Origin of the sequence: Bacillus sp. 522_BSPC, assembly GCF_001076885.1 — a bacterium.
In the GTDB taxonomy this organism is placed as follows: Bacteria; Bacillota; Bacilli; order Bacillales; family Cytobacillaceae; genus Niallia; species Niallia hominis.
This window is the reverse complement of the sequence record NZ_JVDT01000050.1, coordinates 1-13,745: the sequence shown is the minus strand read 5'-3', so window position 1 is coordinate 13,745 and position 13,745 is coordinate 1. Positions and strand designations below refer to the sequence as shown.

The 13,745-nt window shown below is 33.5% G+C and carries 11 protein-coding genes and 1 pseudogene; 8 read left to right on the top strand and 4 right to left on the bottom strand.

Translation table 11 applies throughout. The annotated features are described in order from the left end of the window. Positions 1-31 precede the first annotated feature (31 nt). The 3 genes and pseudogenes from ADJ83_RS04200 to ADJ83_RS04185 form a co-directional block, all read right to left on the bottom strand. Positions 32-562, bottom strand: coding sequence for an Hsp20/alpha crystallin family protein (locus ADJ83_RS04200; RefSeq protein ID WP_311298667.1), 531 nt, complete (start codon positions 560-562; stop codon positions 32-34). A gap of 243 nt (positions 563-805) precedes the next feature. Further along, a pseudogene (locus ADJ83_RS26155) lies at positions 806-1,900 on the bottom strand (putative bifunctional diguanylate cyclase/phosphodiesterase). Positions 1,901-2,334: 434 nt separating this feature from the next. Then, positions 2,335-3,699 (bottom strand): MATE family efflux transporter, encoded by a 1,365-nt coding sequence (locus ADJ83_RS04185; RefSeq protein WP_031535973.1) that lies wholly within the window; start codon positions 3,697-3,699, stop codon positions 2,335-2,337. Positions 3,700-3,936: 237 nt separating this feature from the next. Between ADJ83_RS04185 and ADJ83_RS26720 the strand changes: the two genes are divergently transcribed. From ADJ83_RS26720 to ADJ83_RS04170, 4 genes are all read left to right on the top strand, one after another. After that, positions 3,937-4,035 carry an ArsR family transcriptional regulator gene (locus tag ADJ83_RS26720; protein ID WP_349205146.1) on the top strand — a complete coding sequence of 33 codons (99 nt, stop codon included), beginning with the start codon at positions 3,937-3,939 and terminating at the stop codon, positions 4,033-4,035. 317 nt (positions 4,036-4,352) lie between these two features. Further along, positions 4,353-4,697 (top strand): ArsR/SmtB family transcription factor, encoded by a 345-nt coding sequence (locus tag ADJ83_RS04180; protein WP_031535972.1) that lies wholly within the window; start codon positions 4,353-4,355, stop codon positions 4,695-4,697. A gap of 14 nt (positions 4,698-4,711) precedes the next feature. After that, on the top strand, positions 4,712-6,010 hold the full coding sequence (locus ADJ83_RS04175; protein ID WP_031535969.1) for an arsenic transporter: 1,299 nt from the start codon (positions 4,712-4,714) through the stop codon (positions 6,008-6,010). Between the two features lie 151 nt (positions 6,011-6,161). Then, complete coding sequence (locus tag ADJ83_RS04170) at positions 6,162-7,805, top strand: FAD-dependent oxidoreductase (RefSeq protein ID WP_031535967.1); 1,644 nt, start codon at positions 6,162-6,164, stop codon at positions 7,803-7,805. A 161-nt stretch (positions 7,806-7,966) separates the two neighbouring features. Here ADJ83_RS04170 and ADJ83_RS04165 read toward each other — a convergent pair whose 3' ends face one another. Then, the gene (locus ADJ83_RS04165; protein WP_031535965.1) at positions 7,967-8,524 is read right to left on the bottom strand and encodes a GNAT family N-acetyltransferase; all 558 of its coding nucleotides are present in this window, start codon (positions 8,522-8,524) and stop codon (positions 7,967-7,969) included. A gap of 401 nt (positions 8,525-8,925) precedes the next feature. Between ADJ83_RS04165 and ADJ83_RS04160 the strand changes: the two genes are divergently transcribed. From ADJ83_RS04160 to ADJ83_RS04140, 4 genes are all read left to right on the top strand, one after another. Then, positions 8,926-9,264 (top strand): DUF4870 domain-containing protein, encoded by a 339-nt coding sequence (locus tag ADJ83_RS04160; RefSeq protein WP_031535963.1) that lies wholly within the window; start codon positions 8,926-8,928, stop codon positions 9,262-9,264. Between the two features lie 476 nt (positions 9,265-9,740). Continuing rightward, positions 9,741-10,526: a hypothetical protein gene (locus ADJ83_RS04150; protein ID WP_031535959.1), complete on the top strand. Its 786-nt coding sequence runs from the start codon at positions 9,741-9,743 to the stop codon at positions 10,524-10,526. 251 nt (positions 10,527-10,777) lie between these two features. Continuing rightward, a complete protein-coding gene (locus tag ADJ83_RS04145) occupies positions 10,778-12,076 on the top strand; it encodes an NCS2 family permease (RefSeq protein WP_031535957.1) in 1,299 nt (432 codons plus the stop codon). 255 nt (positions 12,077-12,331) lie between these two features. After that, the gene (locus tag ADJ83_RS04140; RefSeq protein ID WP_031535956.1) at positions 12,332-13,567 is read left to right on the top strand and encodes an EAL and HDOD domain-containing protein; all 1,236 of its coding nucleotides are present in this window, start codon (positions 12,332-12,334) and stop codon (positions 13,565-13,567) included. Positions 13,568-13,745: the final 178 nt, after the last annotated feature.

The window sequence follows — 13,745 nt, the reverse complement described above, 5'->3', positions numbered from 1 at the left end:
GTCAAAACTCATAAAAATTCCCGCTTCCTTTTTAATTCATTTCTGTTACATCAATCTCCGAAAATTGAATATCAATATTCTTCTGAATCCTTATCTCTAAAATATGATCTTTGTAAACGGCAGCAGACCCTTTTTTTCTTACAATGGCAGGCAATGTAATCATATGTTTGTCTTCAAATGATGGAATATGCTCTATTACTAATTGGTTAGATGTATAAAAGATCTTAATATGTTCAAGCCAGCTGCTTTCTAGAATAGGAATTCTGACATAAACGTGATGATGGGTTTCAAAAACGACATAATTGAATTTTTCTGAATCGTGAATGTTATCATTGCGATAATTCGCACCTTTTGAAAATTGCTGGAACATAGTATCTGGCTCCATTTTCTGAAGAGATTCTGGCATAAGTTTATCCATCATTTCTTGTACATACTTTTGGATATCTTGAGGATTCATTTGATCCATTCTATTTTTTGAATCTTTATTAAAAGGGAATAAATTCCATGGGAACATTGGAAATTCATCCTTTCTCACCTTTGCAAATATATGCTTATTTTTCATTGTATTCACACATAATAAAAGTGTGTATTTGCCTAGTTGGCATTTCTTTAAATGAATATTGAAAAAAATCAGATAAGCGCAATGCCTTTTTCATATGCTCCATGTCTAACTATTCATTTTACAAAGTAGCCTAAGGACCATTATCAATATATTACTGTACCGTTTCTTGCCAGTACTTAAGAAGTTTATCCTCTGGTAATGGCCTACTATAATAGTAGCCTTGAATTTCATCACATCCCCATTCTAAAAGGCATTTAATTGTTCTTCCTTTTCAACGCCTTCAGCTGTTACCGTAATATTTAAGTTTTTGGCTACAAATAGCAAAGATTGTACTATGGCCGCATCATTTTTATTTTTTGGTAATTCTTTAATAAAGGAACGATCAATATTTATGCGATCCAGGTTGAACTGTGATAAGTATGTCAGGGAGGTGTAACCTGTTCCAAAATCATCCATCGATTTTTGGATTCCTTTTTCCTTCAGTATATTAATTTTTTTCTTAGTCTGTTCTGTATTTTCAATAGCCAGGTTTTCGGTGATTTCTAGATCAATCATATGTGTTGGAAGTTTGAATTTCTGTAATTGCGCAAATAAAAATGGTATAAAGTTCTCATCTAAAAAATGAATAGGCGATATGTTGATAGAAAGGTGAAAATTCACATTATATTCTAGTATCCAACCCGAAAATGAGCTTATTGCCTATTCAATAATCCAGTTACTGAGAGGAATAATTAGACCGTTTTCCTCTGCTAATGAAATAAATTCATCTGGACTGACAAAACCTTTTTCTGGATGGTTCCATCGTACTAATGTCTCTACACCTACTTTTTTTTTGTGATTAGTACTATGCTTGGGTTGGAAATGAAGAATAAATTGTTCTTGCTTAAGAGCTATCTTTAATGACTGAAGCATATTGATTTGTTCTAGTTTCTTCTCTTCAACCTGAGAAGAAAAGAAAATGACATTATTTCTTCCAGAATGCTTGACTTCATACATGGCCATATCAGCATGCTTAATCAGCGTGTTTAAATCTTTGCCATCTTCTGGATAAAAAGAAACACCGATGCTTATAGTAATTTCTTTCAAAGTCTCTTGTACTAGGAATGGCTCCTTCATTAAATCTTGAATATTCTTGATTCTTTCAAATACTTCGTTCCGACTATAGGGCGCAATAAGGCAAATGAAAAAATTCGTCTTCCCCATTCTTGCAAGCAATTCACCTCGTATCAATATTTTTTTTAATCTTCCCGTAACTTGCTTCAGTAAGGTATCTCCAGCGACATGGCCAAGATTATTGATGTCTTTGAACATGTCGAGATCGATAAGAATAGTTGCCACAAGCGTGTTAGCGTGAATGGTGACTTTCTAAATTTCGATAAATTCCTCTTCATTTGAATAAACCAGTTAAATCATCATGATATTGATATGCTACGAATTTTACTTGCCTCTGAGTCGTAATCTGTTCTGTTATATCTTCTAAAGCAACATTTATTAACTAAACAGTAAGAGGTTAAAGTAGGGACTTTTGATTTGTTTAGTTATCAACAATGTGAATGGTGACAATCATAGATTTATATGATGGAAGATATTCTCTTATATGAAGGGGATAGAAATTTTCTAGTTCTATTGATACTTAGAGGTAGGTCGGAGATTAGCACCGTAATGACCAAGAGTTTTACCATTCAATAGTAGGGGGATAAAGGAAAACCCACCACTGATGGAAGTTTTACTTTATCTTTTTTTACATCTTTCCCCTTGTGGTAATCACTCTTTTAATGCTGATATTGCGGATAAGCAAATTTTTTCTTCTGTATCTTTATTAATCGACTCGTTAAGAAAATAGCTCCTGTAGCAAGACCGATAATGAGACCGATCCAATAGCCAAAGGGACCTAAATGGGTATACATAGCAAGAAGATAGCCGCTTGGTAAACCAATCACCCAATAGGATAGAAAGCTCATAAGAAGTGTAACATTTACATCTTTATAGCCTCGTAAAGCTCCTTGAATTGGTGCTTGAATAGCATCTGATAATTGAAAGAATATCGCATAAATAAGAAAGTGAGCTGTTAGATTTAGCACTTCCCAATCTTTTGTATAAATTTCAGCAATATCCATTCGGAATGTTAACAGAATTATTCCACTTATAAATGCAATGAAACACGCTAGTCCCACTCCTAACCAGCTATATGCTTTTGCATCCTTCAAGCGATTGGCTCCAACTTCATAACCAACAAGGATGGTTAATGCTGTAGAAATGCTGAGGGGAACCATATACAAGAGTGAGGCAAAGTTAATTGCCGATTGATGTGCAGCAATTGTATTAGTATCGTAATTGCTCATTAGAATTGTCACAGCACTAAAGATACTTGTTTCAAAGAACACGGAAAAACCAATCGGAATCCCAATTGTCAAAATTTCCTTCCATTTAATCCAAGATACTTTTGAAAATTGAGTAAATAATTGAAACGAAACAAAAGGCTGTTTTCGATGCACGATATAAATGGCAATAAAAAACATAATCCAATACGTTATACTTGTTGCATAACCAGTTCCTATTCCACCTAGCTCGGGAAATATCCATATCCCATTGATAAGTGCATAATTTAATACTACATTAATCGGAATGGCAATTAAAGTAATAAACATGGTAATCTGAGTCTGGCCAAGGGAATCAATGAAAGAACGAAGAACAAAGTATAAGAAAATAGGAATAATCCCCGTACTCAAGGCTACTAAGTAATGGTAAGCAACGTTAAAGACTTCTTTTTCTAACCCAATACTTCCTAATATGGACTCTAAAAAGAAGTAGCCAATTATTATAAGTGTTACAGCCATACTAAAAGAAAGATACGCAGCTTGGATAACTGAAAATCGTACCTTTTGTGGTTCGCTTCTACCCATTAATTGGGAAACGATTGGAGGTAAAGCAAGAAGAATCCCACTGAGTCCTGTATAGATTGGTGTCCATAAGGAGCTCCCTACTGCTACTCCCGCTAAGTCAACGGGACTATAATGTCCAGACATTGTCGTATCAAAAAAGCTTAGTGCAAATATGCCAACCTGTGTAACAAGTACAGGCATTAAAATAACGATCATTTGTGTTAACTTTTGATTAATTGAATTTGATTGTTTCATCTTTTTGTCCTCTTTCTTAACAATAACGTTTCGTATTATACCATAGATTGGGAGAATGATGGAACGAAAGAAACGGAAACTTCTAAATTCTTTGCATAAAAGTGGTTTGTAGTTAAGATGAACAGATTATGATGAAATTTATATATGAATGGAAATGGATAAGAATATATGTCTTCGAAACAATTTGACAGTGAAGCAAATATTTTAAACCTTTTAGGGCATAAAACATAGTTATTAATGGTAGGGATGCTAACGGTTCACGAATGCTGTTTATGTGAATTTGTAGATGGGTTTCAATTGTCTCAACCTGCTATTAGTCAACATTCGAGAAAGTAAAAGGATGCTGGACTGGGTAATCAATTTTCTAAATCAACAAAATATACATTTTTCGATGGTTAACGATATTCTAAAGTAAGTAAATGAGCAAGAAGAAAAATTTATTAGCTTAGAAGATCACGGCAAAAGAATTTCTTGTATTTAAAAGTAAAAAAATGTAATTGACAGCACCTTTTTTTTACTGATAATATATAAGTATATAATTATATATTAAAAGAATAGATACAAATACTAATAAATATTGTATTTCTTTTCTTTAAATAAGTATATAACAATAAGCTTATGTAATAGGAAATCGTGTAGAAAGGAGGATAAAAATGAGCAAAAAAGACCAATCTTTAAAAGAGACAGCTAGTGTTTTAAAATTACTAGGGGATAAAACAAGACTTAGCATTGTAAGCTTGTTGTCTGAACAAGAATGCTGTGTGTGTGAATTTGTTGAAATCTTTAATATATCACAGCCAGCAATTAGTCAGCATCTTCGTAAAATGAGAGATTTGGGAATTGTAAAGGAACAAAAAAAGGGGCAGTGGGTTTTTTATTCATTAAATAATACTAGTGACTATTATGAAATGATAATGGAGCTATTAAAACACATCCCAAATCAGCGAGAAAAAATCGAGAGGTTAGAAGAAAAAGGTTTTAGAATCATATGTAATTAATGGAGGTTGACACTTTGTTACAAACAGTCTTGGCAATAATTATCTTTTTATTAACATTAACATTGGTTATCTGGCAGCCAAAAAATCTTTCGATTGGTTGGTCTGCCTGTGGAGGGGCAATACTAGCATTACTGGTAGGTGTAGTAGATTTTAATGATGTTGCTGATGTAACAGGGATTGTTTGGAATGCAACACTTGCCTTTATAGCAATTATAATTATCTCTTTAATATTAGACGAAATTGGCTTTTTTGAATGGGCAGCACTACATATGGCACGAGCCGCGAACGGGAACGGGCTTAAGATGTTTATTTATGTTTCGATATTAGGTGCAATTGTTGCAGCGTTGTTTGCAAACGATGGTGCAGCACTTATTTTAACCCCCATTGTACTCGCGATGGTTCGAGCATTAAAGCTAGAAGAAAAAATGGTTTTTCCATTTATTATGGCTAGTGGATTTATTGCAGATACTACATCCTTGCCGTTGGTGGTAAGTAATTTAGTGAATATAGTTTCTGCTGATTTCTTTGGTATTGGTTTTGTTGAGTATGCATCCAGAATGATTGTTCCAAATCTATTCTCCTTATTAGCTAGTATCCTTGTGTTATATCTATACTTTCGTAAGAGTATTCCTAAGAAGTATGACTCAAGCCACTTAAAGGTTCCCGTTGATGCAATTAAAGATCAAAAAATGTTCCGGATTTCTTGGGGCATTTTAGTGGTCTTACTTATTGGCTATTTTGGAAGTGAGTTTTTGAAGATTCCAGTATCGTTTGTTGCTGGCATTATCGCAATTATTTTTCTCTTTTTTGCAAGAAGAAGCGAGGCGGTATCTATTCGGAATGTAATGAAGGGAGCACCCTGGGCAATTGTTTTCTTTTCGATAGGAATGTATGTTGTTATTTATGGTCTTCGGAATGTAGGATTAACCAACCTGCTTTCAAGCGTTATTCAAGCAGCTGCAGATCAGGGATTGTTTGTTGCAACCATTGGCATGGGATTCATCGCTGCTATTATTTCTTCCATAATGAATAATATGCCGACTGTCCTGATCGATGCCTTAGCAATAGCAGATACTAATGCAACTGGAGTAATCAAAGAGGGATTAATTTATGCTAATATAATCGGTTCCGATTTAGGTCCAAAAATTACCCCGATCGGTTCACTGGCAACTTTATTATGGCTACATGTATTATCACAAAAAGGGGTAAAGATTTCATGGGGAACCTATTTCAAAACGGGAATAATTTTAACCATTCCGACTCTTTTTATTACTTTAATTGGCTTATACTTCTGGCTTTCTTTCCTTTCATAGTTGGTAAGTTAAACCATTAATCTCCGAACTCTAAAAAAAGCAAGAGAGAAGGAACGAGCCATTTTTAGTCGCCTGTTTTTATATGATTCATTGCAAAAAAGAAAGGTTAAATCGATTTAAGAAAAAAATGAATGCATATAGGAGGATAAACATGAAAATTATTATAATAGGATCGGTTGCAGCAGGGACTTCTGTAGCAGCAAAAGCACGTAGAAATGACGAACAAGCCGAGATCACCTTATATAATGCAGATTATGACATTTCCTATTCAGTTTGTGGAATTCCTTATTTTCTAGGTGGAGAAATAGATGAATTGGAAACTTTAACACCAAGGACTCCATCTTGGTTTAAAAAACGATATAATGTAGACATTTTTATCCGACATGAAGTTACCAGTATCGATGCTGTAGAGAAAAAGATTCAAGTGAAAAACTTAGATACAAACGAAGTAAAAGAGGATATATATGATGTATTAGTTTTTGCAACAGGTGCAACACCAATTACTCCTGAAATTAGTGGTGTAGAATTGGAGCATGTTTTTCAGGTTCGAACCATTCAAAATACGAAAGCTATCGAAAAATTTATGAAAGAAAAGCAGCCCGAAAAAGCAACTATTATTGGCGCAGGTTATATTGGCTTAGAAATGGCAGAACAGCTTAAAACAAGAGGATTAGATGTAACGTTAGTTCAGCGTAGCAATCAAGTTATGTCTCATTTGGATAAGGATATGGCTATACGTGTAGAGGAGCACTTAGTTAAAAAAGGGGTAAAACTCCTTTTAAATGAAGAAATAACCGCAATAAATGAAGCGGAAATACATTCAAAATCAGGAAAAGTTATCGAAGCAGATATGGTCATTTTAGCAACAGGTGTGCGCCCAAATACACAATTGGCTGAGGCAATAGGTGTTAATATTGGTCAATCAGGGGCCATTGCTGTAAATAGTAAAATGCAAACAAATATACCAGATGTGTATGCAGTAGGTGACGTGGCGGAAAGCTTTTCCTTAATAACAGGGAAACCGCTGTATCGTCCATTGGGTAGTACAGCTAATAAAATGGGGAGAATAGCTGGTGATGTGATAACTGGTGGTTCACTAGAGCATCGAGGTATTTTAGGTACAGGAATTCTGCGAGTTTTTGATTTAGCTGTTGGACAAACTGGTATGACAGAAAAAGAAGCATTAGAAGAAGGATATTCAATTGAAATCCTGCACAATATCAAACCTGCTAGAGCGGAGTATCTTGGAGGGAAAGATTTAATCATTAAGGCAATTGCTGATAGACAAACAGGCAGAATATTAGGCGTACAAATTGTGGGGGAAGAAGGGGTGGATAAGCGAATGGATGTATTTGTTACAGCCATTACATTTCAAGCAAAAGCTGAAGACTTATTCCATCTTGATTTAGCGTATGCTCCACCTTTTAGTACAACAAAAGATCCTGTTATGTATACTGGGATGGCGTTACAGAATGCTATAGAAAAGAAAAATAAACTAATTACCCCAAGTGATTTATCAGAAAGAATAAATAATGGTGAAGCAATACAGGTAATTGATACGCGTTCTGCAAAACAATTTCAAGCCTCATGTGTGGATAGTGCCATTAATATAGCTCTTGGTGATTTGCGTGAAAAATCGAAGAATCTTGATCCGTTGCTCCCTACTGTGACATATTGCAATAGTGGTACAACAGGTAATGCTGCGCAAAATGTATTACGAAATTTAGGGTACAGCGATATTTATAATCTTTCTGGTGGTAATAAAAATTATCAAACCTTTAAGAAGAGTAAATAAGGGTTTGCTAACATAGGAAGGAACCTTTAAGTTCAAGCTTTATCGGTTCTTTTCTTCATTCAAAATGTCACAGAAAAAATGTAAGAAATAAAATAAGATCAGTAGATAGATACTAGAGCTATCGCTGATCTTAGTAGATTATGAACAGTTGACCAATGAATTTACGCCTCTCTGAGATCATTTGTACTCTCTTCAGTAGTTTGACGTAAAGTATAAAGAGTAAATAAATCTTTAGGAATTTCAAATAGTTGATAATTTGTGCCAGAGCTATTTAAGGCTTGTAAAAGATTGCTTCTTGTCTCATTGGCAGAAATAGCATAAGGAAGCTTTTCGGCTGCTTTTAGCGATCGAGTATTATGGCTTCTAATCCGCATTAATATGCTGTCAATATTTAGGTCAAAAAATGCTTCAGAGAAGAATAGTTCCTTTGCCAATTTATTGTATCCTTTTCCATGATATGGCTTCCCTAGCCATGTTCCTAGAAAGCCAATATTATTATTTAGATCAAATAAACTTATCGTACCAATTGGGTTTTGCCATTCGTCCAAAATGGTTCTTGAAATAAGTTCTCCTCTTTCTTCTGCTTCCATTGTTTGTTTTGTTAGAAACAGGTATTCTTCATATGAATTAGCTTTTTGACGCACAAATGGGAAGACATCTGGATGCGTCATTAAAGGATATAACACTTGGCAATCCTCGAGATCTCTTTTCTTTAACATAATAATCCCTCCGTGTCCTGAGGGCAGAACTTACTCTTGATAAAGAAATGCCCACCCTCGAAATTTTTAATCCAATTGAAAAAAAATTTCGGGGTGGGAATCGAACCCACTAGAACCAAAGCGGTGGCGCACCATTTGCCTTCCCATCTTTTATTATTATCTCATGATAACAAATTACTTTTCTATATCATACAAAATTATGTAGAAAATGAAAATAGGAAAATACAAACAAAATGTAAAATTTTTATGAATAAATGTAAAGGTGAGGGAGGCTAAATAGTTATATAGATGAAAAAACATAATAAAATAATTGGACAAATATTATTAGAAAAATGAAACATTTAATTTAATCAATGGTATATAATAATATAGCAATTATTATTACAATTCGGAGGTTTCAAATGGATTTCAAAGAAGATGTATCATCAACGGATGAGAGAATTTTTGCAATGTTGATTTACGTATCAAGTTTCTTTACTAATTTTATCGGACCATTAGTTATTTGGCTCGTGAAAAAGGATTCACCTTTTGTTAATTATCATGGTAAGGAATATTTCAATTTTTTAATTTCTTATGCTATTTATTCGTTTATTGCCTGGATTCTGATATTTATTATTATAGGAGTGATTATTTTACCTATTATCGGAATAATGGCGTTTGTATTTACAATTATTGCAGCAATAAAATCTTATGAGGGTCAAGCGTATCATATTCCATTAACAATTCGTTTTATTAAATAGTCCATTTGACTAAACATGACATGCTTTAAGAACTGCCGCATATTCTCTTAAGTATAATACTATCCTTCTTGATAGTGGTGTATATGAGATAGGGAATATGCAGCAGTTTTTTTTATTTGTATTATTCCATTTAACAAAAAAAAGCATCATTACTGTTAATCCCTCATTCATGCAGAGGGTACCATTCTTTTCATTCCTTGTCCTCCTTTTGTGGATTGATATATCCCTAATGAATTTATAGTCTTCCTGTTCCATCGATAAAGCGTTGGAAAGCAGACCTCCATTTTCTTTTGCTCCAAAATAAAAAAGAATAATAGACAATTTAATAGAACTAATTTCATTTTTTCCAAAAAAGTCTCCATTAACTAATCATAGATTTGAGTAGAAATTAATAGAATAGTTACTACAGATTAAAAAATATGCCAAAACTCACAATCCAACCTTGTAAGGAAGAATGGAAATAAAGGAGACTCGTTATGAATATAGAAAAATATTATAAATACACAGCCGTTTCTGCTTTAAACGCTAGTCTAATTAGTTGCATTCCAATTTTTCTTTTTACGGTGCTGTTTATTTTTAGTCACTCTAGCATTACTTATTTCTTACTTTTAGTGCCATTTGGATGCTATAGTGTAACTTGCTATAGCCAGTATTATTTACATAAACGACGATTCGAAAAGGTAGATACAATATTTTCATTTGGTCAAGTTAACTCCATTTTAAAAACAAATACAGTTGTTTTATCATTTTTACCTGCACCCTCACTGCGTATGGTTATTTTTGATAGAAATGGGCAAGAGATTGGAGAAATTAAAGATGTGAAATTTTCGGTGATTCGCTGGTATCTTCCCTTTCTATTTGATCTGTTTTATGTAAAATCATATGGATTTTATAATACGGAGAACGTGCTTCAATATACTTTCAGAATGAAGCGGAATAGGATAGAGATTTTAAATAAAGACAATAGAATGATAAGCTCAATAATGGAGATGAAAACAGATAAACGATCTTCGCGGATTTTTTTATTTGGTGAAAAATCACTCAGGATGAAAAAGAGCTTTGGTAATACGGAATATCATTTTGAGAAAGAAGATGGGATTGTATTAGCACATTTGAGAAAAGGCTGGATGCCAAAGGAGTGGTCAAAGCGATTCATGGACCCTAATCTTCCTTTATTTACAATTGATCCACATGCTTCGGATAGAGAAGTAATCCATCTATATGCTTTATTGGCGAAAATATTTGCGTATACAAATCATTGATTTATTTGAATTTATTCTGAAATTTTTTTGATAAGAAAATATTACTAAGGAAAGGCGAAATCATCATAATCTGTAGGAAAAAGTAAGTATTTTCTCCTAAAAAACATTGGCAAAGTAATGGGAATCTGCTATCATAAATTCTTGTGGCTACCCTATTTCATGCTGAAAGTCATGTCAATATATGACATGCTTTTCTTGTGTTTAAGAGGGAAGCGGGTAGGGAGAGGGCTATAACTAAATAGGTATTTCAAATGAAAGATTATATTTTTTCATTTTTTAAGCTAAAAGAAAATCAAACCACTTTTAAAAGTGAAATTTTTGCAGGGATTATTGGATTTTTTACTGTTGTTTATATTGTGGTGGTGAACTCTTTAATCTTGGCAGAAGCAGGTATTCCTTTAGAAGCAGCGATCATTGCAACGATTCTAACGTCAGTTGTAGGTTGTTTTTTAATGGGTTTTTACGGGAATGTTCCGATTTTACTTGTACCTGGTATGGGGATTAATGCTTTATTTTCTTATACAATTGTCCATTCAATGGCTTTAACTTGGCAAGAAGCTCTGGCGGTTGTATTCATTTCAGGAATTTTGTTTATGATTGTTGCCTTTACGAAGCTTGCAAAGATTGTAAGTGATTCAATCCCTGTTTCATTGAAAGAATCGATTACTGTAGGGTTAGGTCTATTTTTAATGCTAATCGGTTTGGAGAAAGGCGGGCTTGTTGTAAGAGGAACGAATTCCATTATTGCTTTAGGATCTTTTAGTGATTTACATGTATTAGCAACTGTACTCACATTTTTAATAAGTATTATCCTATTTTTAAGAAATGTGAAGGGAAATTTCCTCATTACGATTGTTGTTGGCACATTGATAGCAGCAAGTTTTGGAATAATTGATGTAAATAGCGGAAAGAGTCAATCGCTCCACTTACAAGAATACAAGAATGTGTTTGGTCATATGTCTTTTGATAAACTAATATCGATTCCATTCTGGATTGCGGTATTTTCCCTAACGATGGTACTTATTTTTGAGAATATTGGATTGGTAAATAACCATGTGCAATCTATTGATAGACCAGACCGATTTACAAAGGCTTTTCGAGCTAATTCTATATCTGTATTTCTTTCTAGTTTTTTTGGCACAAGTCCAACAGTAGCGACAGTGGAAAGTTCTGCAAGTATGACAGCTGGTGGGAGAACAGGTCTAACAGCGGTAACAACAGGACTTCTTTTTCTTTGTTCTGCGTTTTTTATTCCTGTTATTAAATTAATACCAGACAGTGCGATTGCACCGATTCTTATCATTATTGGAGGATTAATGCTACAAAATATCCGTAATCTGGATTTAAGGGATTTAAGTGAAAGTTTTCCCAGCTTCTTTATTATTGCTATGATTCCATTTACTTATAGTATCGCAGATGGTATGGCAATCGGATTTATCCTTTACCCAATTTTAAAGATAGCATTAGGTAAAGCGAAAGATGTTTCACTTCCTTTGTATTTCATATCCTCATTGTTTTTGATTAATTTTGTACTTCAATATACACATTAATCAAAAAGAAGATCCATCCTTTATCATAGCGCTTATTTTATTTTTTGAATAAGAACTTTACTAATATACCAGGATAAAGGATGGTCTTTATCATCGAAAAATAACTGCACCATAGATGCCCCTATAATTAATCAAAATAAGACATTTTAAGCGCTAAAAATAATTATCTTACACTCAAGGTTCGACAACCTTCTGCTTATAAATTTATTAAAATGACAATAACTATGGCACAAATAGATTGACGGAGGTAAAGGAATGGAAGTTTTTGTGGCGAGACAGCCACTATTTAATCGAATGGAAGAGGTTTATGGCTATGAATTGCTTTATAGACATAATAACATGAATTCATTTCCAAATATAAATGGAGATCAGGCGACGACAGAAGTTCTAATTAACAGTTTCTTTAATATTGGGATAGATAAGCTATCAGACGGAAAACCTTGTTTCATCAATTTCACAGAAAATTTATTAGAACTAAGACTGCCTACATATTTTCAACCAAGAAACATAGTAATCGAAATTCTCGAAAGCGTTATTCCCAGTCAAAAAATAATCGATATTTGCATAGAGTTAAAACAACTAGGCTATAAATTAGCGTTAGATGATTTTATTTTTGACAAAAGCAATCTATACTCACAATCTTTGCTATTACTTGCTGATATGATTAAAGTTGATTTTCAGCAAACAACTAAGGAAACACGTTCAGATTTGGAAACGTTGGCGAGAAAGAATAATATTGAATTGGTTGCAGAAAAGCTGGAAACAAAAGAAGAGTATGAACAAGCTAAAAATAAAGGATATCACTATTTTCAAGGTTACTACTTTTCAAGACCACTGATTATGTCTACTCACGATGTACCAATCTATATTCATACGTATTATAAGATACTTGAACTTTTGAATGATGAAGATCCAGATATTAATCGTATTTCAAAATTAATCGAGCAGGATATTTCATTGTCCTATAAATTATTGAAACTAATAAACACACTAGGCTATGGAATGAAGCAAAAGGTAACAAGTATTAAAAATGCGATTATTTATATTGGGCTTATTGAGCTGCAAAAATGGATATACGTTTTAACCGTAAGAGAAAATGAGTGGAAGAATGGAATCTCATTTGAAGTAATGCTTAATTGTTTAATCCGCTCTAAAATGTGTGAATCGGTCGCAAAGCTAATCCCTGGAAGACAAGAATACGGCAGTTTTTTTTTAACGGGTATGTTCTCCCTTATGGATACCATTATGAATAGAGATATGGCGACAATTCTTTCTGATTTACCTCTAGATGAAACGATTGTACAAGCATTATCAGGAGAGAAAAATATTCAACGAGATGTACTCCAATTGGTCATAGCTGCAGAAACAGCTGATTGGACTGGAATAGGACTTGGCTGCAAAGAGTTAAATATACAAGAAAAGGAACTATTTAAAGAATATGCAGAATCCATTTCATGGGCTAAAAAGCTATTGGATGAAGATTATTTATAATGTTTATTAAATAGAGAGGTTGGGACAAAAGCATTTCAACTAATAAAAAACGCGAAAATTTATATAGTTAATATATATAAATTTTCGTGTTTTTTAGTTTAAAAATAGGTTTGAAAACGAAGTGAAATGGAGCAGAGGACGCTCGACTCCTGCGGGAAATAGAGACGCTTTAGACCCC